27 protein-coding genes are annotated in these 23,115 nt (G+C 36.2%); 15 read left to right on the forward strand and 12 right to left on the reverse strand.

What is annotated here, in order from left to right:
• Nucleotides 1-182 precede the first annotated feature (182 nt).
• The 5 genes from RBU60_RS03855 (at nt 183) to pheT (ending at nt 5,092) form a co-directional block, all read left to right on the forward strand.
• On the forward strand, nt 183-779 hold the full coding sequence (locus tag RBU60_RS03855) for a Crp/Fnr family transcriptional regulator (protein ID WP_308863350.1): 597 nt from the start codon (nt 183-185) through the stop codon (nt 777-779).
• An 83-nt stretch (nt 780-862) separates the two neighbouring features.
• On the forward strand, nt 863-1,150 hold the full coding sequence (locus tag RBU60_RS03860) for a hypothetical protein (RefSeq protein ID WP_308863351.1): 288 nt from the start codon (nt 863-865) through the stop codon (nt 1,148-1,150).
• A 72-nt stretch (nt 1,151-1,222) separates the two neighbouring features.
• The gene (locus RBU60_RS03865) at nt 1,223-1,612 is read left to right on the forward strand and encodes a group III truncated hemoglobin (protein ID WP_308863352.1); all 390 of its coding nucleotides are present in this window, start codon (nt 1,223-1,225) and stop codon (nt 1,610-1,612) included.
• Nucleotides 1,613-1,623: 11 nt separating this feature from the next.
• Complete coding sequence (gene ric / locus RBU60_RS03870) at nt 1,624-2,355, forward strand: iron-sulfur cluster repair di-iron protein (RefSeq protein ID WP_308863353.1); 732 nt, start codon at nt 1,624-1,626, stop codon at nt 2,353-2,355.
• Between the two features lie 310 nt (nt 2,356-2,665).
• Nucleotides 2,666-5,092: a phenylalanine--tRNA ligase subunit beta gene (pheT, locus tag RBU60_RS03875; RefSeq protein ID WP_308863354.1), complete on the forward strand. Its 2,427-nt coding sequence runs from the start codon at nt 2,666-2,668 to the stop codon at nt 5,090-5,092.
• A gap of 218 nt (nt 5,093-5,310) precedes the next feature.
• Here pheT and RBU60_RS03880 read toward each other — a convergent pair whose 3' ends face one another.
• On the reverse strand, nt 5,311-5,862 hold the full coding sequence (locus tag RBU60_RS03880) for a fasciclin domain-containing protein (RefSeq protein WP_308863355.1): 552 nt from the start codon (nt 5,860-5,862) through the stop codon (nt 5,311-5,313).
• Nucleotides 5,863-6,285: 423 nt separating this feature from the next.
• Between RBU60_RS03880 and RBU60_RS03885 the strand changes: the two genes are divergently transcribed.
• Complete coding sequence (locus tag RBU60_RS03885) at nt 6,286-6,513, forward strand: putative signal transducing protein (protein ID WP_308863356.1); 228 nt, start codon at nt 6,286-6,288, stop codon at nt 6,511-6,513.
• A gap of 48 nt (nt 6,514-6,561) precedes the next feature.
• On the opposite strand, the gene RBU60_RS03890 is transcribed toward RBU60_RS03885, so the two are convergent.
• Nucleotides 6,562-7,389, reverse strand: coding sequence for a M48 family metallopeptidase (locus RBU60_RS03890; RefSeq protein WP_308863357.1), 828 nt, complete (start codon nt 7,387-7,389; stop codon nt 6,562-6,564).
• Between the two features lie 130 nt (nt 7,390-7,519).
• Here RBU60_RS03890 and msrB (RBU60_RS03895) point away from each other — a divergent pair, with 130 nt between their 5' ends.
• The 4 genes from msrB (RBU60_RS03895) (at nt 7,520) to lpdA (ending at nt 10,446) form a co-directional block, all read left to right on the forward strand.
• On the forward strand, nt 7,520-8,002 hold the full coding sequence (msrB, locus tag RBU60_RS03895; protein ID WP_308863358.1) for a peptide-methionine (R)-S-oxide reductase MsrB: 483 nt from the start codon (nt 7,520-7,522) through the stop codon (nt 8,000-8,002).
• A gap of 7 nt (nt 8,003-8,009) precedes the next feature.
• Nucleotides 8,010-8,405 (forward strand): peptide-methionine (R)-S-oxide reductase MsrB, encoded by a 396-nt coding sequence (msrB, locus tag RBU60_RS03900; RefSeq protein ID WP_308863359.1) that lies wholly within the window; start codon nt 8,010-8,012, stop codon nt 8,403-8,405.
• A gap of 9 nt (nt 8,406-8,414) precedes the next feature.
• On the forward strand, nt 8,415-8,930 hold the full coding sequence (locus RBU60_RS03905; RefSeq protein WP_308863360.1) for a collagen-like protein: 516 nt from the start codon (nt 8,415-8,417) through the stop codon (nt 8,928-8,930).
• A gap of 124 nt (nt 8,931-9,054) precedes the next feature.
• Entirely contained in the window at nt 9,055-10,446 is a 1,392-nt protein-coding gene (lpdA, locus tag RBU60_RS03910; protein WP_308863361.1) for a dihydrolipoyl dehydrogenase, read from the forward strand.
• A gap of 320 nt (nt 10,447-10,766) precedes the next feature.
• Here lpdA and RBU60_RS03915 read toward each other — a convergent pair whose 3' ends face one another.
• From RBU60_RS03915 to RBU60_RS03940, 6 genes are all read right to left on the reverse strand, one after another.
• Complete coding sequence (locus tag RBU60_RS03915; protein ID WP_308863362.1) at nt 10,767-10,949, reverse strand: hypothetical protein; 183 nt, start codon at nt 10,947-10,949, stop codon at nt 10,767-10,769.
• A 390-nt stretch (nt 10,950-11,339) separates the two neighbouring features.
• Nucleotides 11,340-11,894: a hypothetical protein gene (locus RBU60_RS03920; RefSeq protein ID WP_308863363.1), complete on the reverse strand. Its 555-nt coding sequence runs from the start codon at nt 11,892-11,894 to the stop codon at nt 11,340-11,342.
• Between the two features lie 116 nt (nt 11,895-12,010).
• On the reverse strand, nt 12,011-12,757 hold the full coding sequence (locus RBU60_RS03925; protein WP_308863364.1) for a Dph6-related ATP pyrophosphatase: 747 nt from the start codon (nt 12,755-12,757) through the stop codon (nt 12,011-12,013).
• A complete protein-coding gene (gene aroQ / locus RBU60_RS03930) occupies nt 12,744-13,169 on the reverse strand; it encodes a type II 3-dehydroquinate dehydratase (protein WP_308863365.1) in 426 nt (141 codons plus the stop codon). The genes RBU60_RS03925 and aroQ overlap by 14 nt, the downstream gene beginning before the upstream one ends.
• Before the next feature lie 31 nt (nt 13,170-13,200).
• Nucleotides 13,201-13,683 carry a porin family protein gene (locus RBU60_RS03935; protein ID WP_308863366.1) on the reverse strand — a complete coding sequence of 161 codons (483 nt, stop codon included), beginning with the start codon at nt 13,681-13,683 and terminating at the stop codon, nt 13,201-13,203.
• A gap of 113 nt (nt 13,684-13,796) precedes the next feature.
• Nucleotides 13,797-14,330 carry an outer membrane beta-barrel protein gene (locus RBU60_RS03940; RefSeq protein ID WP_308863367.1) on the reverse strand — a complete coding sequence of 178 codons (534 nt, stop codon included), beginning with the start codon at nt 14,328-14,330 and terminating at the stop codon, nt 13,797-13,799.
• 366 nt (nt 14,331-14,696) lie between these two features.
• On the opposite strand from RBU60_RS03940, the gene RBU60_RS03945 reads away from it, so the two are divergent.
• A complete protein-coding gene (locus RBU60_RS03945; protein WP_308863368.1) occupies nt 14,697-15,290 on the forward strand; it encodes an outer membrane beta-barrel protein in 594 nt (197 codons plus the stop codon).
• 69 nt (nt 15,291-15,359) lie between these two features.
• On the opposite strand, the gene RBU60_RS03950 is transcribed toward RBU60_RS03945, so the two are convergent.
• Complete coding sequence (locus RBU60_RS03950; RefSeq protein ID WP_308863369.1) at nt 15,360-15,986, reverse strand: porin family protein; 627 nt, start codon at nt 15,984-15,986, stop codon at nt 15,360-15,362.
• Nucleotides 15,987-16,100: 114 nt separating this feature from the next.
• Between RBU60_RS03950 and xerD the strand changes: the two genes are divergently transcribed.
• A complete protein-coding gene (gene xerD, locus RBU60_RS03955) occupies nt 16,101-17,003 on the forward strand; it encodes a site-specific tyrosine recombinase XerD (protein WP_308863370.1) in 903 nt (300 codons plus the stop codon).
• Nucleotides 17,004-17,088: 85 nt separating this feature from the next.
• Entirely contained in the window at nt 17,089-18,042 is a 954-nt protein-coding gene (locus tag RBU60_RS03960; protein WP_308863371.1) for an aldo/keto reductase, read from the forward strand.
• Between the two features lie 729 nt (nt 18,043-18,771).
• Here the strand turns inward: RBU60_RS03960 and RBU60_RS03965 are convergent.
• Nucleotides 18,772-20,229, reverse strand: a complete 1,458-nt coding sequence (locus RBU60_RS03965; RefSeq protein ID WP_308863372.1) for an aminoacyl-histidine dipeptidase — start codon at nt 20,227-20,229, stop codon at nt 18,772-18,774.
• 88 nt (nt 20,230-20,317) lie between these two features.
• Between RBU60_RS03965 and RBU60_RS03970 the strand changes: the two genes are divergently transcribed.
• Nucleotides 20,318-21,382, forward strand: a complete 1,065-nt coding sequence (locus RBU60_RS03970; protein ID WP_308863373.1) for a DUF3810 domain-containing protein — start codon at nt 20,318-20,320, stop codon at nt 21,380-21,382.
• 209 nt (nt 21,383-21,591) lie between these two features.
• Here the strand turns inward: RBU60_RS03970 and RBU60_RS03975 are convergent, their stop codons facing one another.
• A complete protein-coding gene (locus RBU60_RS03975) occupies nt 21,592-21,783 on the reverse strand; it encodes a type II toxin-antitoxin system RelE/ParE family toxin (RefSeq protein ID WP_308863456.1) in 192 nt (63 codons plus the stop codon).
• Nucleotides 21,767-22,036 carry a hypothetical protein gene (locus tag RBU60_RS03980; RefSeq protein ID WP_308863374.1) on the reverse strand — a complete coding sequence of 90 codons (270 nt, stop codon included), beginning with the start codon at nt 22,034-22,036 and terminating at the stop codon, nt 21,767-21,769. Before RBU60_RS03980 ends, RBU60_RS03975 begins: the two co-directional genes overlap by 17 nt.
• A gap of 260 nt (nt 22,037-22,296) precedes the next feature.
• On the opposite strand from RBU60_RS03980, the gene RBU60_RS03985 reads away from it, so the two are divergent.
• Entirely contained in the window at nt 22,297-23,109 is an 813-nt protein-coding gene (locus RBU60_RS03985) for a TrmH family RNA methyltransferase (RefSeq protein WP_308863375.1), read from the forward strand.
• Nucleotides 23,110-23,115 lie beyond the last annotated feature (6 nt).

The following is a 23,115-nucleotide window of genomic DNA, read 5'->3' on the forward strand; positions in this document are numbered from 1 at the left end:
ATCTGAGGACATAGAAATCTTTATTTCAAAGTTCCCTAATTTTTAGTTACTCCACAACTTTTTGTGTTGAGCCGTTTATTCTTGGTAAATTCTACTACCTTTCCATTCTATTTTAAACCTAAAGTATTCCAAGAGATTTCTTAATTGAACTTGGATGAAAGGATTGAACTAAAACTTTTAATATGATTGCTGAAGAATTGTTATTAGAATTTGGAGCCGAAGTGATCACCTACGCCAAAGAAGACTATCTTTTTGAGGAAGGTAAAAAAGCGCATTACTATTTTCAGGTGAAGAGCGGAGAAGTTAAAATGAACAACATTAATGCCCAAGGAAAAGAGTTTATCCAAAGTATCTTTTCTTGTCCGCGTAGCTTCGGTGAACCACCTCTTTTTTCAGACATTCCCTATCCTGCCAATGCGATAGCAGTGACTAAAGCAGAGGTTTATCGGCTTAAAAAAGAAGTGTTTCTAGAACTTTTATTAAACTATCCCCAAGTACATCTAAGTGTCACTCGCGGGATGGCAAAACGTCTTTACTACAAGGCTATTATGGCTTCAGAAATCTCTTCAGAAGATCCAGAACACCGCATCCTTACCTTGCTCGATTACCTCAAGGAAGATGTACATCAACTTACCGAGCCATTTTCTTTTAAAGTCAACCTTACCCGTCAACAAATTGCCGACTTATCTGGCTTGCGCGTAGAAACTGTTATTCGTGCCACAAAATCCCTAGAAAAGAAGGAAGAGCTTAAAATTAAAAATCGAAAACTCTATCGCTAATATTTTAAATTTATGACTTAGGTCATAAATCATGACCTCTGCTCTGCGTTACCTTTGTGGTATCAAATTTAAAAGCAAAGAATATGAGTCTGTATCATAAAGCATTAGTAGATTTTGAGAAAATGTATTATGCACACGCCACTTTGGGAATTATTCTCTCTAGTTGTTTGGGAGGAGCTGCAGCGATGCTTATATTAATGAGTGGTCACGGAGTTTCACAAATGATTCAGTTATTTATTGTCACCACGGTTTGTATGGGCTTTAACACAACCGTTTTAGCTTGTTTAAAATCTAAAATTGTATTTAACAGTCTTATTACAAGTATTTTGGTGTGCGTATTTTTTATTACATACCACATCATTATCCTTTAAATAAGTTTTTTATGTATTTCCGTCAAGCGGAATGGAGAGAAACTTAGTTTAAAATTCAAGTCTATTTTGAATATGAAGACCAAAATTGAATCGATAACGGAGGTGAAAAAACTGGTAGATGTTTTCTACGAAAAAGTAAGGCAAGACCAGGTATTAGCTCCTATTTTTAATGAAATTATTCAAGATCAATGGCCAGAGCATTTGGCTAAAATGTACCGTTTTTGGCAAACTATTTTATTAAAAGACCTTACCTATAAAGGGGCTCCTTTTATACCTCATTTAAAAATGGATTTAGAAGGAAAGCATTTTAAACTCTGGTTAGGGCTTTTTAATGAAACCTTAGATGAGAATTTTATAGGCGACACGGCAGAAGAAGCACGATGGAGAGCAGCAAAAATGGCCGAAATGTTTGAAATGAAAATTAATTTTCACCGAGAAAATAATACGAAACCTTTATTCTAAAACCAAAACTTATGACTATTTCAAAAGACCAACACGTAGGAGAGCTCGTTGCGCAAGATTATAGAATGGCGCAAATTTTTAAAGACCATAAAATAGATTTTTGCTGTAATGGAGATCGCTCTCTGACTGCCGTTTGCGAAAAGAAAAATATTTCTGTTGACCAACTTGTAGAAAAACTAGAAAACGTATCTTCTCAAAAAGATGCAGAGAACATCAATTTTGATGTTTGGCCTTTAGATTTACTCGCAGATTATATCCAGAAGACGCATCACCGTTACGTAGAAAAGCAAAGTATCGTTTTAAAAGCGTATTTAGACAAGCTTTGTAAAGTTCACGGCAATCAACATCCAGAGCTTCATGAGATTAAAAGCTTATTTAGCGATTCGGTAGGAGAGCTAGCAGCACATATGAAAAAAGAGGAGTTGATTCTATTCCCATTTATCAAAAAAATGAACACTGCCAAAGATACGCAACAAGCCATGCCGCAAGCTTCTTTCCAAACCGTAGAGAATCCTATCGAGATGATGATGCATGACCACGATGCCGAAGGAGAGCGTTTTAGAAAAATTGCTGAGTTAAGCGATGATTATACGCCTCCAGCAGATGCTTGTCAAACTTACCGCGTTACCTTTAGCCTCTTGGAGGAATTTGAAAACGACTTGCATAAACACATTCATTTAGAAAATAATATGTTATTCCCTAAAGCCATAGCCTTAGAAAAGGAAAGCCTTACAGCAGTTTAAACTAGCAATCTTAGCAAAAAAGCCCGGTAAATCGGGCTTTTTTTTTGTTGAAGAGATTCTTTAATTTTTATTCAATCCTTATGCCCTAAAAAGCCTAGGATAAGCCCCTGAAACAAGCCCGCACTAAGGGTGCGGAAAGGTTCAGGATGACAGTTCTTATTTTTTCTTTTATCTATATTCTTTTGTCTAAGATCTATTTCATCTTTTCACTTTTAATTTTCCTCTATTTTTATTCACCTACAACTCGTTTCCTCTGTTAATTTGACAAAATAAATTCTATCTTTGCACCCCGTAAAAAAGACTGTATTTCATGAAAATTTCATACAACTGGATTAAGCAATTTATAAAAACTGATTGGGACGCCGAAAAAACTGGTGAACTCCTAACTGATTTAGGCCTAGAAGTAGAAGGTATTGATAACTTTGAATCTGTAAAAGGCGCTTTAGAAGGTATTGTGGTAGGTCACGTACTTAGTTGTGTTCCTCATGAAAATGCAGACAAATTAAAACTTACTAGCGTTGATATAGGAGAAGCAGAACCGGTACAGATTGTATGTGGCGCACCTAATGTGGCTGAAGGACAAAAAGTTCCTGTAGCCACCATTGGAACTACGCTTTACGATGAAAAAGGGGAAGCTTGGGCAATTAAAAAAGGAAAGATAAGAGGCGAATATAGCTTCGGGATGATTTGCGCCGAAGATGAATTAGGATTAGGAAAAGGCCATGACGGCATTATGATTTTAGAAGAATCCTTAGTGCCTGGAACTCCGCTCAACACGGTTTTTGAAGTAGAAAAAGATCACGTATACGAGATAGGTTTAACGCCTAACCGCGCCGATGCGATGAGTCATTTTGGGGTAGCGAGAGATTTAAAAGCAGGATTTTTACAAAGTGAAATCAATACCAGTTTAGATACGCCTTCTGTAAGTAGCTTTCACGTAGAAAATAGAAGCAAAAGAATTCAGATTGAAGTAGAAAACTCAGATTTGGCACCACGATATTGCGGAGTGACAATTTCTGGAATTAAAGTTGCTCCTTCTCCGCAATGGCTTCAAAACAGGTTGAAAGCCATAGGAATTACCCCTAAAAATAACGTAGTAGACGCCACCAATTATGTGTTGCACGAATTGGGCCAGCCACTACACGCCTTTGATGCCGAAAGTATTATTGGAGGTAAAATCAAAGTAAAAACACTTACTAAAGGAACTAAATTTACTACTTTAGATGAAGTAGAAAGAGAATTGCACGAAGATGATCTAATGATTTGTGATCAAGAGAAACCGCTTTGTTTTGCGGGAATCCTTGGCGGATTACATTCTGGCGTTAGCGAAAAAACTACTTCTATCTTTTTAGAAAGTGCTTACTTTAATCCTATAAGCATTAGAAAAACGGCCAAAAGACACGGTTTAAATACCGATGCTTCGTTTCGTTTTGAAAGAGGAATTGATCCTAATATTACAGAGTATGCGCTAAAAAGAGCCGCCTTATTGATTCAGCAAACGGCAGGAGGTTATGTGACTAGCGACCTTGATGATTTTTACCCTAAGAAAATAGAAGATTTTCAGGTATTTTTAACCTTCAAAAAAATCAATCAATTAATAGGACAAGAAATTGATCCTGGAACCATAAAATCTATTTTGGCTTCCTTAGACATTCGCGTGAACAATGTGACCGAATCTGGCTTAGGACTTACCATTCCAGCTTATCGCGTAGACGTACAACGAGAAGTGGATGTGATTGAAGAGATTTTAAGAGTTTACGGATATAATAATATTGAGTTTAGCGAAAAATTAAATGCTTCCATCTCTAACTCTACCCGATTTGAAGATTACAGACTTCAAAGTGTAATCGCCAATCAATTAGTAGGACAAGGCTTCTATGAAATGATGGCCAATTCTCTAACGAAAGACTATTCCGCGTTAAGCGACACCATTAAAAAAGAGTATAACGTAAAAATTTTAAACCCTCTAAGTCAGGATTTGGGTGTGATGCGACAGTCTTTACTCTTTAGTGCTTTAGAATCTACTGCTTACAACCTTAACCGTAAAAATGAGAATTTAAAACTGTTTGAATTTGGTAAAACCTACCATAGTTTTCCTAACGGAAGAGAAGAACACAAGCATTTAACCTTGTGCCTTAGCGGAAATAAAAACAAGGAACGCTGGAACAGCCCCGCACAAAAAAACGATTTCTTCTATGCCAAAGGAAGCATTCAAAGCATTTTGGAACGTTTAAATCTTGCGGAAGGAATAAGCTATCAACCAGTAAGGAATTCAATTTTCTCTGAAGGATTACAACTTAGCTACCAAAAAAAGAAGTTGGCAGAATTTGGCGTGGTTAAAAAATCGATTTTAAAGAATTTCAGTATTGATCAAGAAGTAATTTTTGCAGATTTTGATTGGACGACGGTGATTGAAATGTCAAAAAATAAGGAAATTAAATTTCAGCCTATTCAAAAATACCCTTCCGTAAGAAGAGATTTTGCCTTGTTAATAGATGAGAATGTTAGCTTTAATGATATTTATGAAATTGCTCATAAAACCGAAAGAAAACTCTTAAAAGATGTGGATCTTTTTGATGTGTACCAAGGAAAGAATCTACCAGAAGGAAAGAAAAGTTATGCGGTAAGTTTTATCTTCCTAGATGAACACAAAACCCTCACCGACAAGCAAGTGGATAAAACCATGTCTAAACTCCAGCAACAATTTGAGAAGCAACTGGGTGCAGAATTGCGTTAATCGACAAGAGAAAATAGATCATAGATATTAGAATATAGACTCTAGACAAAAAAAACTTCATTTAACTCATAAACTGTAATTGTAAAACGCTAGTGCGCTCTTGAAATTTCCAAATTCTCCAATGGTATGAACTTAAGAACCGCGAGGGTTTGATAGATATCACTAAAAAAAGCCTATTTCTCACGAAATAGGCTTTTTTTTGGTCTAATCTTGTTGTTTTAAGGTAATAAAACGGTATCGATCACGTGAATCACTCCGTTAGATTGCATTACATTAGCTATCGTAACCATCGCAGTATTTCCGTTATTATCAGAAATCTGCACAGATTTACCATCCATCCAAGCGGTTAATGTTTCTCCATTAACTGTTTTGATTTTTGATTTCCCTCCATCTTTTTTAATCATTTTCATAAGATCTTTTGCACTCCATTTTCCTGCCACTACATGATAGGTAAGCACAGCCTGCAACTTGGCTTTGTTTTCTTTCATCAATAATTGGTCTACCCTTCCTTTAGGTAGTTTATCAAAAGCTGCATTGGTGGGCGCAAAAACCGTAAATGGTCCTTCACCTTGTAAAGTTTTTACTAAATCTGCTGCTTTAACTGCTGCGACCAAGGTGGTATGATCTTTTGAGTTCACTGCATTCTCTACAATATTTTTAGAAGCATACATTTTTGCACCGCCTACCATTTTGGTTTGCGCAATAGAATTAAACCCCGTAAATAAAGTAATTGCTAAAACAAATACCGATAATCTTTTTACATTTTTCATAATCATTAGTTTTTTATTGATTTCTAATATAAACGTGGATGCTTCTGTTCTGGATTTAAAATTAGCTGGGTTTGGCAAGAGTTTAACAAAATAGTGGTGAGTGGTGAGTGGTGAGTGGTGAGTAAAAATAGAGCATCGAAAATAGACAAGAGATGTTAAATAAAAGTAATTGTCATTCAACCTATAAATTTAACTCGTAAAAATGCTGGTGCACTCCCGAATCCAACAGAGTATCTCGTTTCATGAATTAGAGAGATTCACAAGTTGATGCGCGATTTCATCGCGTTCCAGGAATTAGTTAACATTTACAAGAATGACAAGTCGAGAGTGAAAAACTTCTTTTCTGCTATAATTTTCTCAAAAACAGCAGTCGTAAGTTTTCCTTTCAGTTTTATTCAGTTATCTTTAAGAAAAAGAAAAATTATGAGCGATTCAGAATATGTAAACATTTACACCGGTACCGAAGTAAATATACAATACTTACAAAGTGTATTGGATAAAGCAGGAATTTCTTCCATCGTAAAAAACAATCACGAATCTGGAGTTCGAAGTGGTTTTTATGGAGGCGATGCGATGCAAGTACAACTCTTAGTACACGTAACACATCAACCCGAAGCCGAGAAGCTAGTAAAGGCTACTTTCGACAACTAAAAAAAGCCCGATGAATCGGGCTTTTTTTATATGATTAATTCTTAATCTCTATTTAAAAGATGTGACACCAAACTTTCCTGCTTCTGCTTTTGCACTTGCAGCCCATTGAGTTAGGTTATTGATACGCGTATCGTTAGAAGGGTGTGTACTTAAAATTTCTGGAGGTCCTTGCCCCCCACTATTGGCTTTCATTCGTTGCCAAAGTTCTGCAGCTTCATCTGGATTATATCCCGCAATCGCCATAATGGTCAACCCAATTTTATCGGCTTCGGTTTCATGACTTCTACTAAAAGGCAACATAGCTCCTACTTGAGAACCCACACCATATAAAGTATTAAATAAAGCCCCGGTTTGTTCGTCTACTCCCGCAGCTTGTGACCCCACCGCAGTAGCCACCGCTCCTACTTGTTGCAATTGTCCGGCACTCATACGTTGTTGTCCGTGGTTTGCCAAAGCGTGCGCCACCTCGTGTCCCATCACCACAGCCAAACCTGTTTCGTCTTGAGTAATAGGCAAAATTCCTGTATACACTACAATTTTACCTCCTGGCATACACCAAGCGTTGACTTGATCGTCTCTCACCAAATTATATTCCCAACGGTAATCATCCAAATATCCTTGGTAACCATTGGCATTTAACCAACGCTCTGATGCTTTAGCTATTTTTTGACCTACGCTTCTTACCATATTAGCTTCAGAAGTTCCTGTCTCTACATTATTATCTGTAAGAAATTCATCATATTGCGCAAATGCCATAGGCAGAATCTGTGAATTAGGTACTAAAGCTAAGGTCTTCTTTCCGGTAAATGGATTTTGACTACAAGAAAACAGCAATAAAACCGTTGATGTAATCAATACTATATTTTTTGTTTTCATAAGGCTCCGTGTATTTTTAGATGGTTAAAACTACAAAAAGCAAGCCTTACTTTTTAAAAATTTATCACCGCTTTAACACTTGGAAGTTAAAATACTGGCAAGGTCTTTGTAATTTTAACTGAAAAAAGTTATGAAAAATATTTTTTTACTTATCGCTTGCGCTGGTCTGTTATTTAGTTGTGATTCTAACGCACAGAAGAAATCGAAAGAAGAACAATTCCCTGTTCAAAAAACAGAGAAGCAATGGAAAAAAGAACTTTCTCAAGAACAGTACAATGTCTTACGACAAGCTGGAACAGAGAGACCTTTTTCTAGTCCCTTAAATGACATAAAAGAAGCAGGAACCTTTTTATGTGCCGCTTGCGAAAATCCTCTTTATGTTACCAAAAATAAATTTAAAAGCGGGACAGGATGGCCTAGTTTTGACCAACCTATAGAAGGAGGAGTATTCTTCTCTACAGATAATAAATTGGGATATACGAGAAACGAAGTGCTTTGCGCTAATTGCGGCGGACATATAGGACATGTTTTTGATGATGGACCCAAAGAAACAACCGGAAAAAGATTTTGTATGAATGGGGATGCAATGACTTTTGTACCCACTAAAAAATAAATTAAAGATGAAAAAATATAGCATAGAGAAATCAGAAGAAGAGTGGAGAAACCAACTTTCTGAAGAACAATATAGAGTTCTAAGACAAAAAGGGACCGAAGCTCCTCACACCGGTAAATATAATTTGCATTTTGATGATGGTGCCTACCGTTGCGCAGCTTGTGACGCCAAATTATTTGAAAGCGAAGCCAAATTTAAAAGCAATTGCGGTTGGCCTAGTTTTGATCAAGCCATAGAAGGCAGCATAGAGTTTGTAAAAGATGCTACCTTCGGAATGATTCGTACCGAAGTTTTATGCGCCAATTGCGGCGGACACGTAGGACATGTTTTTGATGACGGCCCAACAGAAACTGGAGAACGCTTTTGTGTGAACTCTGCCAGTATAGATTTTATTAACCAATAACCATAACAAATGAAAAAGTTTTTTTTAGGAATAATGATAGCAGCCGGATTAATGGCTTGCGAAGGTGATAGAGGTCCCCAAGGCCCTCCTGGCGTAAACGTTGTAGGACAGACTTATGAATATGAACATGTAGATTTTATTTACGAACCAGCAAACAATTTATACGCTACTATATTAAATGTGCCCCCAGAAATTGAGGTGCTTACTTCTGATGCGATTTTAGTTTACCGACTAGAAGTTCAAAATAATGTGGAGACTTGGAGTTTAATTCCTCAAAATTTCTTTCTTCCGCAAGGAACCATACAGTATGTATATAACCACACCGATGCGGATGTAGAACTACTTATTGATGGAGATTTTAATTTATCAGGTTTAGACACTGGTTTTACCACGAATCAAATATTTAGATTTGTAGTGATTCCTTCTGATTTTGCAAGAGATCCAAAAATAAATATAGAAACTTATGATGAACTCGAAAAAGCAGTACACCAGCAAGATTTTCAGTTAAAAGAATTTAATCCGTAGGCTTTCTTGGCATTCGAATCTTATGACTAATTAAAAGTGAGCGCTTAAATTTGAGCGTTCATTTTTGGTTATGAGGATATTTGTTTAAATTCGCAATTCAAAATTCAGCATAAAAAATAAAGATATGAGTAAATACGATATTATTGTTTTAGGAAGTGGTCCAGGAGGTTATGTGACTGCTATTAGAGCTTCACAATTAGGTTTTAAAACCGCCGTGATCGAAAAAGAAAGTCTAGGTGGAGTTTGTCTTAATTGGGGGTGTATCCCTACCAAAGCGCTTTTAAAAAGTGCCGAAGTATTTAATTATTTAAAACACGCTGAAGATTACGGACTTACCGTGAAGGAAGCCGATAAAGATTTTGATGCCGTTGTTAATAGAAGCCGCGGTGTGGCAGAAGGAATGAGCAAAGGAGTTCAATTCTTAATGAAGAAGAACAAAATTGATGTGATTAAGGGTTTCGGAAAGTTAAAATCTGGAAAAAAAGTAGAGGTTAAAGATAAAGACGGAAAAACAAAAGAGTACCAAGCAGATCATATTATTGTGGCTACTGGAGCTCGTTCTAGAGAGTTACCAAGTCTTCCGCAAGACGGTGAAAAGGTAATTGGCTACCGCGAGGCGATGAGTCTTAAAAAGCAGCCTAAAAAGATGATTGTGGTAGGTTCTGGAGCCATTGGAGTAGAGTTTGCTCACTTTTACAATGCGATGGGAACTGAGGTGACGATTGTAGAGTATTTACCAAATTTAGTGCCTTTAGAAGATGTAGATGTTTCTAAAGAATTTCAAAAATCTTTCAAGAAAGCAGGCATTAAAGTGATGACGAATGCTTCGGTAGAAAGTGTAGACACTTCCGGGAAAACCGTAAAAGCAAAGGTGAAAACCAAAAAAGGCGAAGAAACTATTGAAGCCGATGTGGTTCTTTCAGCCGTAGGAATTAAAACAAACATAGAAAATATTGGGTTAGAAGATCTAGGGATCAAAACCGAAAAGGATAAAATTACCGTAAACGAGTGGTACCAAACCAACGTACCGGGTTATTATGCGATTGGAGATGTAACTCCGGGAGCTGCTTTGGCTCATGTCGCTTCCGCGGAAGGGATTTTATGTGTAGAGAAAATTAAAGGAATGAAAGTAGAAGCTTTAGATTACGGAAACATCCCAGGATGTACGTATGCTTCTCCTGAAATTGCTAGTGTAGGAATGACAGAAAAAGAAGCTAAAGAAGCAGGATACGAATTGAAAATAGGGAAATTCCCGTTCTCAGCTTCTGGGAAAGCAAGTGCTTCTGGTCAAAAAGAAGGTTTTATAAAGGTAATCTATGATGCAAAATACGGGGAATGGTTAGGTTGCCATATGATTGGTGCCGGTGTAACCGATATGATTGCAGAAGCAGTGCTTGGTAGAAAATTAGAAACTACAGGACACGAAGTATTAAAAGCAGTTCACCCTCACCCAACCATGAGTGAAGCGGTGATGGAAGCTACGGCTGCGGCTTATGATGAAGTGATTCATTTATAAAAGTCATCCATTTATATAAAAAGCCTCGTAATTTGTTTACGAGGCTTTTTTGGGTTTAAAACTAAATGCTAGATATTAGAGACTAGAATATAGACAGGAGACTAGAGATGAGAGACGAGAGACAATAGAAAAGAGAGAATAGACAATAGAATGTAATTCTGAAATGTCATATTGAGCGTGTCGAAATATTGTTTCAGAACCTTATACTAATCGTTGTAAATTATAAAGAGAGTCTTGAGTTCTATGAGAAAGATTCCTGCTAAAGTTGGAATGACAGGTTGAAAGAAACACCTTTTATTCCTATCTTTAGAGTACAATCATTAATATTCTGTTTCTGATTTTTGAGGTTTTAGATAAGAAAACACAGAAATAATCAGGCCAATTATTAATGCAGCATAGGCTTTATAATTTAAATCAAAGTTTAAGTTGTCAAAATCTAAATAGACAATTCCAAAGGTGATTAGAACTATTCCTAGCACTTTAAGTATTCCAATTTTTTTCATTTTGAGAAGTGTATATGAAGTTAGTTTTATTTTTTTGAGCTGAATTATCTTTTTAAATGTATGTCAAATAAAGAGAATTACTGGTTGATTTTAAAAAAATTCCTCCTGCTTGGGAATGACAAGTCAAAAGCAATATAACTGTCATACAGACTGAAGCACCGCGGAAGGAAGAATCTCACGCTAGTATCTATGAATAATAAAGAGAAACCCGAGTTATATCAGAGAAATCATCTTAATGTCAGAATGAAAAATTGAAAGAAATAACTCTTTTTATTTAATTAGCCTTTGGATATCATTCTCGACTCCGCTCGAATTGACAATGTCCGGTATATTAAAGCATAAAAAAGCCCTGCATAAAAATACAGGGCTTTAAATCTATTCTATTCTAACTTATAGAGACGGGTCTAATTTAGCATCAAACTTCATCTTTAATTTTAAGTTGATATTGCTAGCATCTTGTGTGCTTTTAAACTTGATTACCAGTTTTAAGCTTTCAGACTTTGCGTAGTCGTCAACATAAAGACCATCTGTTGTGTTTAAATCTAAGGTAGTGATTCCTGTAGGAACCTCATCTAAGATAGCTACTTCTTTGTATTCCAAATCATCTGTTCTAATTCCTAAAGTCACAGAGTCGATAAAATCAAAGTTTTCTTGATCGTCTGCGCTCACTAAGACTATATCCATATCGTCCAGCTCAATCTCTTTCACTTGGTTTAAAGCTTCGTCTGTCCCAAGTTCATTTTCAATCAACTGACGTAAATCAAGACTGGTTTCCACTGGGATTTCAAAAAGATTAATGGGTAGGTAGTCAAAGCTTACCTCGGCGTTTGCAGGAATGTCATTAAGCGTTCTTAAACGATCAATCACATCGTCGTCGTCGCTACAAGAGCTAAATAAAATCGTCATTAAAACTACGGGTAAAAATAAAAGTTTTTTGTTCATCATTAAAGTTTTTTTTGTTTCCTCAAAGAACCAAAAATCGAAACAAATAAATTCTCAACAAGACGTTAATAGTGGGGCTTCAAAACCTAAAACTTGCTTAAAATACTTAAAGAAAACGCTTAATTGGTAAAATTAGAATCTATTAACTCTTGAAACCAAAACTGGTTGTCCCAAAAGGTTTGTCCTTTAAAGCAGTCATCATCTGCATTTTTATTGGAAGGTTCATACATTTGCATCACTTTTTGCTTTTTTTTAAAGGCAATAGGATTCTTAAATAGCGGTCCGTCGTAAACAAACGTATGAAACTCGCCATTCTCTCCGCAAGGATCTACATCGCTAGGAAGGTCATTTAAAAATTCATGATCAAACGCTCTTCCGCAGAAAGAAACATCCAGCTTTTTTGCACTGGTACAAACAACAATAGCTTTATAACCTAAGTCTATAAATTCTTTAGCGAGACTTAAAGTATCTTTTTTCCATAAAGGAAAAACCGCCTCTAGGCCTACTTTACTTAACTCTTTCTCACGATAAACTTTAAGGTCTTCTAAAAGAATGTCGCCAAATATCGCATGTGAAAAACCATCATGAATCAGTTCTTGCATATGTTTTTGCATCGTTTCATTGTAAACAGATAGAGAAACATTTCCGCGTAAAGCGATAATATGTAAAGGAAGTTGAAGAGCATTTGCCTGGGCTTGTAAAAGTTTTACGGAAACTCCATGCATACTCACTCGTTGAAGGTCGTCATTTATCGTGGTGACCAACTTTTGGATGTTATAGCTGCCCGCTTTATGAACGATGTGCAATGCCATGAGAGCATCTTTACCAGAACTCCAATTAAGATACGCTTTTTTATTTGTTGTCATCTAAAATACTTTGAATGGCCAAGAAATAAGATTGAAGTCCGAAGCCTGCGATTACCCCTTTAGCAACGGGAGCGATATAAGAATGTTTTCTATAAGCTTCACGCGCATAAACATTAGAAATATGAACCTCTATAACTGGTTTTTTTATAGCATTTACAGCATCTGCGAGCGCTATAGAAGTGTGTGTGTGTGCCGCAGCATTAAGAACAATAGCATCTACTTCTTTATCTGCCTTATGCAAGTAATCTATAAGGACTCCTTCGTGATTGGACTGCTGGAAACTGATTTCGACTTCTTTAAATCGCTTTCTAAGCTGCTCTAAATAAGTTTCGAAAGAAGTACTTCCGTAAATACTTGGCTCCCTTTCTCCTAGAAGATTTAAATTAGGACCGTTTAGTATTAAAATTTTCATACGTATATATGATGTTTAGAAAAATAGACTTTTATAAAGTAATTCCCAATCCTATCATTAAGGTATTGAAATTGGTACTATTTACTCCAGCAATATCTTCATTTACCAGTTTAAAAGCGTATTTCGCTTCTATAAAAATATCATAAAAGATATCGAAGCCTACTCCTACCGCAAGGTCTAAACCCAATTGACTTTTAAAATCTCCCAAATCTTCTAAAATTAAAGTTCCTTGCGGCCCTACTTGAATGTTTAAATCGGTGTTGGCTAGGTAATATTTGAACATTATAGGAACATACAATGCGTTAGTACCGCACGCATTTCCGTAAAGTAAACCGGGCTGAATGTGAAAGCTCTCTACGATATCTATATCAGCATAAAATCCAGCATAGAATCCTGAAGAAGCTTCTCTTGCACCATCATTTTTTACATTTAAATACCCTCCCGTAATCCCTATTTGCGCGTTGGTAAATTGTGTACATAGAGCAAAAGCTGCTAAAAGAAGTGTTTTTTTCATGCTTAGAATGATTCGTATAGCTAAAATAAGATTTTAAACTACAATTGGAGAAGCTCGACATAAAAAAAGCGAAAACTTTCGTTTTCGCTTTTTACATTTTTTAAAATTATAGATTAGAACCTATAAGCAGCTCCAACTCCAACAGATCCCGCTGAAATTGTATTTTCTATAGTACCAATAGGTGTATCGTAGGTTTGCTTAATGCTTATTCCTTTATAGAAAGCAAATACATCTACAGATGAGAATTTGTAACCTACTTTAGGTTGGTAATAAACTCCGCCATCTGCTCCATCTTGTGTAGCTAACGCATAACCAAGATCTGCACCTACAAACCACTCTTCATTAAAGCTATATCTCGCAGAAGCTGCAATTGGTATAAAACCAGCATCATCTCCTTTAATTTTTCCTCCACCAGGAAGATCATATTCTTTAGCTAAAAAAGTAGTATATCCAGTAGTAACCCCTAGGTCAAAGCCCTCCGCAATATTCCAATGGTATGCCACATCTACACCTATGTTTAAAGATGAAGATTCGTCTACGTCTCCAATTGGCAATCCTACGTGAGCTCCTAACTTAAGGCCTTCTTGAGCTTGTGTTCCCATCATTGCGAAAACTGCAATGGCAGCGGTAAGTAATAATTTTTTCATTATAAAATAGTTTTAGTTATTCCCTAACAAATATATGCAAATTTTACAATAATCAACAAATTATATGAAAATTGATTCCATTCCCTATTAGAGTTCTTAAAAGAATAGAGAGTTTATACCCTATTATCAAAATATGATTTTCAGGCGTTTTTAACAGCTTTAAAGTTTATCATTTTTATCATTTAAGCATTTTTTTAATTGGTTATGCTCATTAATCTCAACAGAGGAGATTTTTGATTAGGACTTTAAAAGACGCTGTTGTTTTTTAATGACAAATAAGCATAAATCCCTTGCTATACAGTGGTTTTCAAAATTTTTAGAACCAAAAAAAGGATTAAATTTGAGCAAACTTTTAAATAAAAAATAATGAAAAAATTAATTTTATCTCTTGCTGCTATCGCAAGCTTTACATTTGCAAGTGCACAAGAACAAGAAGTAGAAACTTACGGGTTTGGAGAAGGAGATATGTTTATTTCTGGATCTTTTGGAATAGGAACTACAAAAGAGCCAGATGACTCTAAAGAAAACTCATTTAACATTTCTCCGCGTTTTGGTTACTTCGTAAATGAGCGTATTGCTGTAGGTGCTCAAGCAGGGTATAGCAACCAAAAAGTAGAAGATTCTAATGGATTTGATGTGGTAGACAACTCTACATTTACTGTTGGTGTTTTTGGTAGGTATTACTTTATGCCTGCTCAAAGGTTTTCTTTCTTTGGCGAACTTGGTTTAGGTTATGGAACTACAAAAGACATTAACGATAATAAAGTAAATGGCATTAATGTAGGTGTTGCTCCTGGATTAAGCTATTTTGTTTCTAAGCATTTTGCTTTAGAAGCTACTTTTGGAATCTTAGGTTACAACAGCGTGAAGCGTGACGCTTCTGGAGCTGAAGCTACCAAATCTTTCGATTTTGGAGTTAATATGGACGACATCAATTTAGGATTGATTTACAAATTCTAAATTTAGTTTTTTAGTCAATAAAAAAGGGAAGGCAAATGCCTTCCCTTTTTACTTTCTATTCTGTTTTACTTAGAACATATACCCTACACCTAATTGGAATACAGAGTTATGTACACTAGGATCTCCTAATACTTCAGATTCATTTAACAATTTAGATATTCCATATACATATCTTCCTTGTACAAAGAATCCACTATCTAATTTGTATTCTAATCCACCAACTATACCAAACTCAAAATCTTCAGCTTCGTTAAGATCTACATCTCCAGCGTCAGCATTAGGTTGGTAATCAACTTCTTCATTGATTTTAAAAGCTATTTGTGGTCCAGCTAATACACTTAATCCTTCCACTACATAATATTTAGCCATAATTGGGACTTGAATATAATCTAGTTGATACTCAATATTATCATCGTTATCTAGGAAGTTATCTTGTCCAGAACTTTCAACGTCAAAACCTTGACCAGAATACATCACTTCTCCTTGTAAAGAGAAACGTTCAGAATAAGGAACTTCGGCAACTAGACCAGCGTGGAAACTTGTTCTAGACTTGGTATCACCAATGTCATCTCCCGTTAAGTTCGCGAAGTTTACCCCTCCTTTTACACCAAATTGAATTAAATCTGAATCAGCTTGAGCGTTTGCGGCGAAAATTGATGTAGCAGCTACGGCTACGCTTAAAATTAACTTTTTCATTGTATTTGTTTTTTTGTTTGATACAAACTTAGGCCTTGCTTCCTTAAAGATTTACTAAGTAATGTTTAAAGTTATGCCAAAGGAAATTTTAAGAAATATGCTTACTTTTAGCCTATGAAATGGAGTCAAGCCCTTAAGGATTACCAACATTATCTCAAAATAGAACGCGGTTTATCGCCCAATTCTATTCAAAATTACTCTTATGACATTGTTAAATTAATCTCGTACTTAGAAGAACAAAAGCTTCAAGTTTCCCCAATTCGGTTAACCGAAGAGCAAATTCAGCCTTTTATCTACCATTTAGCGAAAGTGGTAAATGCGCGCTCCCAAGCCAGAATCATCTCGGGTTTGAAGAGTTTTTTCAATTACTTGATTTTTGAAGATTACCGAAAAACAAATCCGCTGGAACTCATAGAAGCTCCAAAAATTGGAAGAAAACTACCCGATACCCTTACTACTCAAGAAATTGATCAACTCATTAATGCTATAGATTTAAGTCACCCCCAAGGCGAAAGAAATAGAGCCATTATGGAAACTTTATACAGTTGCGGCTTGCGCGTTTCTGAACTCACCGAGTTAAAAATATCTGATCTTTTCTTTACGGAAGAATTTATAAAAGTCACCGGAAAGGGAAACAAACAGCGTTTTGTCCCCGTGAGCGAGCTTACCAAAAAATATATCAATACCTACAAAGACTCGATTAGAGTCCACCAGGAAACCCAGAAAGAAGCGGTAGATATTTTGTTCCTTAATAGAAGAGGAAAAAAACTCACCCGAGCGATGATTTTTACGATTGTCAAAACGCTCGCCATAAAAGCGGGAATTCAAAAGAAAATAAGTCCGCATACTTTTAGGCATTCTTTTGCTACGCATTTATTAGAAAATGGGGCCGATTTGCGAAGTATTCAGCAAATGTTGGGACACGAAAGCATTACCACCACCGAAATCTATATGCATGTAGACCGAAGTCATTTAAAAACGGTCTTAGAAAACTTTCATCCTAGAAGTAAGAAGTAGTTCAGTTTCCCAAAATTAAAGTTTTGCTAAAACCTCAACAATCTTTTTAAGGCTCTTCCCTACACCTTATCTTTAAAGAAAAACGATGAAAACACTTAAATTCAAAAACGGAGATGAATTGCCAGCCATAGGATTAGGAACATGGAAATCTGCGCCAGAGAAAGTTACTCACGCCGTAAAACATGCCTTAAATAATGGTTACAGACATATAGATTGTGCCGCTACCTATGGGAATGAAGATGCTGTTGGTAAGGCTTTCGCCGAAGTATTTAGCGGTGAGAAAGTAAAAAGGGAGGATGTATTTATCACTTCTAAACTCTGGAACAATGCGCATAGAAAGGAAGATGTGATTCCGGCATTAAAGAAAACCTTAAAAGATTTACAACTCGATTATTTAGATTTATACCTGATGCATTGGCCTGTAGCTTTTAAATCTGGTTTAGCAGGTGCTCCAGAAAATGATGACGATTACCTATCGCTGGAAGAAGTGCCTTTAGCTGAAACTTATAAAGCCATGCTGGAAGCAAAGAAACAAGGTTTGGTAAAACACGTTGGCGTGTCTAATTTTAGCGCAAAAAAACTAGAAGAACTTACCAAAGAAATAGGTGAAGCGCCAGAAATGAACCAAGTAGAGCTTCATCCTTATTTGCAGCAAGATGACTTATTTGAATATTGTTCTAAACATAAAATTTTGATGACGGGCTATTCTCCGCTAGGAAGTGGGGATCGTATTCCTGCTATGAAAGCCGATCATGAACCTTCTTTATTAGAAAACAAAACGATAGAGAAGATTGCTAAGAAACACGGTGCTTCGCCTGCGCAAGTCTTAATTAAGTGGGCAGAATCTCGTGGAACCGCAGTGATTCCAAAATCGACCAATGAAGGAAGAATTGAGCAGAATATTCAAAGTACAGGAGTGAACCTCGATGAAGACGACTTTAAACAAATCGCCGACTTAGATCGTCATTTTAGATATGTTACGGGAGAGTTTTTTGTGACCAAAGGAAATTCTTATGAGGATATTTATGATGAAAAGTAGATGCTAGAATCTAGATGTTAGATGTTAGATGTTAGAAAATAGAGTCTAGAATATAGACAAAAGACTTATGACGTAAGACAAAATAAGAACTGTCATTCAGAACGAAGCTTGCGGAGTGAAGAATCTCATGCTAGCGTACTCGAATCTCTTAAAGAATCTTTAATCAGGTTTAAAAGATTCCTCACTTCGTCGGAATGACAAAATCTAGACGATAGACGTTAGAACATAGAATTTAGAATTTATACTTAAAATTTAAGACGTATGACAAAAATAAAAACTGTCATCCTGAACTTGCCCGTACCATTCAGGCGGGTTTAGTTCAGGATCTCATGCTAGTCTACATAAATCATCAAGATTCCTCTTTCGTCGGAATGACAACTTCTGAAATAGAATCTAGACAATAGACGTGAGACGTTAGAACATAGAATCTAGACATAAGATTTAAGACGTATGACAAAAATTAGATCTGTCATTCAGAGCGAAGCTTGCGGTGTGAAGAATCTCATGCTAGCCTACTCAAATCTCTTAGAGAATCTTTAATCAGATTTAAGAGATTCCTCCTGCGTCGGAATGACAAATCTTAAATATAGATTATAGAGTCTAGAGTCTAAACTCTATAATCTATATTCTATATTCTATATTCTAAAGTCTATTCCATAAAAAAAGCCTAGAATCGAAACGCTAAGCATCTAAATTCTAGGCTCTATTCTCTAAATTCTATTTTTAATCCTACTTCTTAGGAATTTCCTTTAAAGCAGCTAACGTAAATTTCCAGAATTTTTGCGTAGAAGAAATACTTGCGCGTTCGTCTGGAGAGTGTGCTCCGCGAATGGTAGGTCCAAAAGAGACCATATCCATTTCTGGATAATGACTTCCTAAAATACCACATTCTAAACCAGCGTGACAAGCCGCAACATGTGCTTCTTCTCCGTTTTGTTTTACATATAATTTCTCTACCACTTTTAAGATAGAAGAATTTGGATTAGGCGACCACCCAGGATAATCTCCGCTTAAATCCACCTCAAAACCTCCTAACTCAAACGTAGATTCTAAAGTGTTGGCTAAATTCCATTTTCCAGACTCTACCGAAGAACGCGTTAAACACATCACTTCCATCTTGCCATTTTCTACACTTACTTTGGCTACATTATTAGACGTTTCCACCAAACCTTCAATCGCAGGACTCATTCTAAAAACTCCGTTATGTGCCGCCGTAATGGTTTTAAGCAATAAATCCTGATCTTTTGCTGACATCACTTCCGCTGGCATCTCTGTATCTTTTACCTCAACCTCTAAGTTAGGTTCTAAAGTCACATACTCTTCTTTGATGGCTTTGGTGATGCTTTCAACTGCAGATGTAAATTCTTTCAAGTCTTTTTCGGTAACCACAACCACTGCATTACTCTCACGCGGAATCGCATTTCTTAGTCCGCCCCCATTAATTTTAGCCACCTGCATTCCTGCTTTGGCTCCTTCAAATAAAACGCGGTTCATGATTTTATTGGCGTTTCCTAAACCTTTAATGATATCCATTCCAGAGTGTCCTCCGTTAAGGCCTTTCACCGTCACTTTAAAAGCTTTGCTATGTGCTGCAGGCGCTTCTGTTTTATAAGTTTTTTGGGCGGTAACATCAATTCCTCCGGCGCAACCAATACCTATTTCGTCATCTTCCTCGGTATCTAAGTTTAATAAAATCTCACCATCAAGAATACTGTTATCCAAGTTTTTAGCACCTGTCATTCCCGTTTCCTCATCAATCGTAAATAAAGCCTCTAAAGAAGGATGTTCTATCTCTTTACTTTCTAAAATGGCCATAATGGTCGCTACTCCTAGACCGTTATCTGCACCAAGCGTAGTTCCTTTAGCTCTCACCCAATCTCCATCTACATACATTTCAATTCCTTGCGTATCAAAATCGAAATCGGTGTCGTTATTTTTTTGGTGAACCATATCCAAGTGCGATTGCAACACCACTGTTTTGCGATCTTCCAATCCTTTGGTGGCTGGTTTTTTAATGATCACATTCCCCGCTTTATCCTCTAGTGTTTCTAGACCTAAGCTTTCACCAAACTCCTTCATAAAGGCAATCACCCGCTCTTCTTTTTTAGAAGGTCTTGGCACTGCGTTTAAGTCGGCAAATTTATTCCAAACCGCTTTGGGTTCTAAGTTTCTTATTTCTGAATTCATATCTTGATTTTTAAAGTCTTACAAAGGTATTGGTTTCTCTTGCAACTATAAAATTTGGTTGACTAGATTTAGTTTGTATTTTTAACCCGTGAAAAATAAGCTGAATATTTCCTTAAGTCTTTTATTGCCTGTACAGTTTTTGTTGATTGCGGTGCTAAAAACAAATCCGGTTTGGGTAGAGCACTTCTACAGCCAAGGCATTTATCCTTACATTTCTATTTTTTTAAGATTTCTTTTGGGTTGGATTCCCTTTTCTATAGGTGATTTTTTATATGCGTTCCTCATTATAGGTTTGATTCGTTGGCTTTATCTTCGGATTAAAACGAGCTTTAAAAAACCCAAACGCTGGATTTTTTCCGCTTTAGCGACACTTTCTATTATTTATGGATGCTTTAATTTGTTTTGGGGTTACAATTACTACCGCTTGCCTCTACACACTTCTTTAGAAATAGAAACCGATTATACCCCAGAAGAGTTGTTGGCGTACACTTCGCATCTCATTGAGCAAAGCAATAGTTTGCATTACGAGCTCACACAAAATGATACGCTTCAAGCAAGCTTTCCATTTACCAAGTTTGAAGTGGATGAAAAAGCTATTGAAGGTTATCATCATATCGCTAAAGAATTTCCCGAACTGACTTATTCCCAACGCAGTTTAAAACCTTCGTTGTTTAGTATTCCGTTAACTTATATGGGGTTTAACGGCTACCTGAATCCGCTTACCAACGAGGCACAATACAATCGGCAAATTCCACTTTTTAAGCTTCCCAGTACTACGAGTCATGAAATTGGTCATCAATTGGGTTATGCCAAAGAAAATGAAGCGAATTATATGGCGTGCCTCACCACCATGAACCATCCCGATGCATATATGCGGTATGCGGGTTACACGTTTGCGTTACAGTATTGCTATGGAGAGCTTTTAAAAACTCAGCCTTGTGAAGCCGAAAATCTCCTAGCCAGCATTCATCCCGGAATTTTAAAAGATTATAGAGAAGTGAGGTTGTTTTGGGAGAGTCACGACAATCCGCTAGAGCCTTTCTTCAAACTTTTTTACGGAAATTATTTAAAAGCCAACAATCAACCTCAAGGCATAGAAAGTTATAATTATGTGGTTGCGCTGTTGGTGAATATGCATCAAAAGCAGAATTGATTCCTACGGATGAAATGAGATGCTGAAAAGTCTATCTAAATAAATTCGAGTCAGTCGACAAATGGAGATTATAATTTTTTAATCGAATATTACTTGCTGGCAGCACTAATTTTATCGGGATTTTGTCTATTTGAGAATATGGATAAAATTTCGACAATCTCTTCTTTTTGCCAGTAGTAAAGAGTGTTGAATTTTGCCACTACAACTTTTCATATTCCATTATTATTTTCAGAAACTGGAAATAGATTTGGATTTTTAGAAATTAGTTCAATGGTATGATCGAGTTTTTGAGCAAAATTAATTAATTCCTTTTTTGTCCAATTTTTTTCCAAATAATCTATAGTATCGCTTAATTCAGAGAGAGCATGATTAGTCCACACAATCTTATAACCACTTTTCATATACTTTTTTTGCTTCCGCATGTGGTTTTAAATTTCCCGAATTAGAATCGTTAATTCCTTTTTTGATAGATTTTTTTTCTTCTTCTGAAATTTCTTTCCACCAGTCCCTTTTGTCTTTTTCGCGAAACTCCATTAATTTATCAAGAATAAATTCATCATTTAGTGTTGACATCCATTGAATTAACTCTATTTTTTTATTTTGAACTTCTATATCCATAATCAAATTTACAGTTTTGATTTTAAATGATATCATTTATTCAATTTTTTAAATGCTGTAAAACTAATTTTATAAATAAAATGAGATGCTGAAACTAGCCCGCCTTAAAAGATATAATTCGGGCAGACCTGCCTGAATGAACCTGAATGAATTCAATTCGGGCAGGCCCGCCTTAAAACTATAATTCGGGCAGGCCCGCCTTAAAACTATAATTCGGGCAGGTTCAGCATGACAGATTTAATTTTAATGTTTGCGTTTAAAATTTCATGTAAATTTGCAGCAACAAAATCAATTTTATGCACCTTCAAATTAGCAGTACTCAAAATAAAACGGTGAAACGTTTAATTCAACTTCAAGAAAAGTCTAGAAATAGAAAGAAGGAAGGCGTTTTTTTGGTAGAAGGCTTGCGCGAATTGCAACTCGCCATCAAAGGAAATTACCAATTCCAGAGCTTGTATTACTGTGAAGATTTAATCTCATTTGAGAAATTGGAAGCCTTAAACATTTCCGTTAAGGAAATTTTTCAGTTGAGTTTAGAAGTGTATCAAAAAATCGCTTACCGCGGAAGTACCGAAGGCGTGATGGCTATTGCCCAAACGAAGAATCATGATTTAGGAGATTTAACATTTCAGCAGAAAAATCCGTTATTGCTTATCGCGGAAGCTCCCGAAAAACCTGGAAACATTGGCGCTATTCTCCGCACCGCCGATGCAGCCAAGGTAGATGCCGTTTTAATCGCGAATCCCAAAACCGATTTGTATAACCCCAATATCATCCGCTCTAGCGTAGGTTGTGTATTTACCAATCAAATTGCTACGGGAAGTACTCGAGAAATCATTGATTTCTTAAAAGAAAAGAAGATTAATTTTTATGCCGCTACGCTTCAAAACGCAAATGTATATACGAAAGAAGATTTTACGAAACCCACGGCAATTGTCGTCGGCACAGAAGCCGACGGATTGAGTGAGTTGTGGCGAGAAGAGGCCACACAAAATATTTACATTCCCATGCAAGGTGAAATTGATTCTATGAATGTATCGGTTGCAGCGGGGATTTTAATTTATGAAGTAAAAAGACAAAGAGGGTTCTTATTAATTAACAATGAATAATTAGCA

This window comes from Mesonia profundi, assembly GCF_031085155.1.
Lineage (GTDB): Bacteria > Bacteroidota > Bacteroidia > Flavobacteriales > Flavobacteriaceae > Mesonia > Mesonia profundi.

Coding starts and splice junctions, on each gene's coding strand:
- RBU60_RS03920 (WP_308863363.1), bottom strand. CDS start 11,894: ATGATGAACAAAAAACTTTTATTTTTACCCGTAGTTTTAATGACGATT.
- RBU60_RS03880 (WP_308863355.1), bottom strand. CDS start 5,862: ATGAAAAATGTAAAAAGATTATCGGTATTTGTTTTAGCAATTACTTTA.
- RBU60_RS03965 (WP_308863372.1), bottom strand. CDS start 20,229: ATGAATTCAGAAATAAGAAACTTAGAACCCAAAGCGGTTTGGAATAAA.
- RBU60_RS03885 (WP_308863356.1), top strand. CDS start 6,286: ATGAGCGATTCAGAATATGTAAACATTTACACCGGTACCGAAGTAAAT.
- RBU60_RS03925 (WP_308863364.1), bottom strand. CDS start 12,757: ATGACAACAAATAAAAAAGCGTATCTTAATTGGAGTTCTGGTAAAGAT.
- RBU60_RS03980 (WP_308863374.1), bottom strand. CDS start 22,036: ATGATATCATTTAAAATCAAAACTGTAAATTTGATTATGGATATAGAA.
- RBU60_RS03945 (WP_308863368.1), top strand. CDS start 14,697: ATGAAAAAATTAATTTTATCTCTTGCTGCTATCGCAAGCTTTACATTT.
- RBU60_RS03890 (WP_308863357.1), bottom strand. CDS start 7,389: ATGAAAACAAAAAATATAGTATTGATTACATCAACGGTTTTATTGCTG.
- RBU60_RS03940 (WP_308863367.1), bottom strand. CDS start 14,330: ATGAAAAAATTATTACTTACCGCTGCCATTGCAGTTTTCGCAATGATG.
- xerD (WP_308863370.1), top strand. CDS start 16,101: ATGAAATGGAGTCAAGCCCTTAAGGATTACCAACATTATCTCAAAATA.
- RBU60_RS03935 (WP_308863366.1), bottom strand. CDS start 13,683: ATGAAAAAAACACTTCTTTTAGCAGCTTTTGCTCTATGTACACAATTT.
- RBU60_RS03985 (WP_308863375.1), top strand. CDS start 22,297: ATGCACCTTCAAATTAGCAGTACTCAAAATAAAACGGTGAAACGTTTA.
- RBU60_RS03905 (WP_308863360.1), top strand. CDS start 8,415: ATGAAAAAGTTTTTTTTAGGAATAATGATAGCAGCCGGATTAATGGCT.
- pheT (WP_308863354.1), top strand. CDS start 2,666: ATGAAAATTTCATACAACTGGATTAAGCAATTTATAAAAACTGATTGG.
- RBU60_RS03865 (WP_308863352.1), top strand. CDS start 1,223: ATGAAGACCAAAATTGAATCGATAACGGAGGTGAAAAAACTGGTAGAT.
- msrB (WP_308863358.1), top strand. CDS start 7,520: ATGAAAAATATTTTTTTACTTATCGCTTGCGCTGGTCTGTTATTTAGT.
- RBU60_RS03950 (WP_308863369.1), bottom strand. CDS start 15,986: ATGAAAAAGTTAATTTTAAGCGTAGCCGTAGCTGCTACATCAATTTTC.
- RBU60_RS03960 (WP_308863371.1), top strand. CDS start 17,089: ATGAAAACACTTAAATTCAAAAACGGAGATGAATTGCCAGCCATAGGA.
- RBU60_RS03975 (WP_308863456.1), bottom strand. CDS start 21,783: ATGAAAAGTGGTTATAAGATTGTGTGGACTAATCATGCTCTCTCTGAA.
- RBU60_RS03855 (WP_308863350.1), top strand. CDS start 183: ATGATTGCTGAAGAATTGTTATTAGAATTTGGAGCCGAAGTGATCACC.
- msrB (WP_308863359.1), top strand. CDS start 8,010: ATGAAAAAATATAGCATAGAGAAATCAGAAGAAGAGTGGAGAAACCAA.
- RBU60_RS03860 (WP_308863351.1), top strand. CDS start 863: ATGAGTCTGTATCATAAAGCATTAGTAGATTTTGAGAAAATGTATTAT.
- ric (WP_308863353.1), top strand. CDS start 1,624: ATGACTATTTCAAAAGACCAACACGTAGGAGAGCTCGTTGCGCAAGAT.
- RBU60_RS03915 (WP_308863362.1), bottom strand. CDS start 10,949: ATGAAAAAAATTGGAATACTTAAAGTGCTAGGAATAGTTCTAATCACC.
- aroQ (WP_308863365.1), bottom strand. CDS start 13,169: ATGAAAATTTTAATACTAAACGGTCCTAATTTAAATCTTCTAGGAGAA.
- lpdA (WP_308863361.1), top strand. CDS start 9,055: ATGAGTAAATACGATATTATTGTTTTAGGAAGTGGTCCAGGAGGTTAT.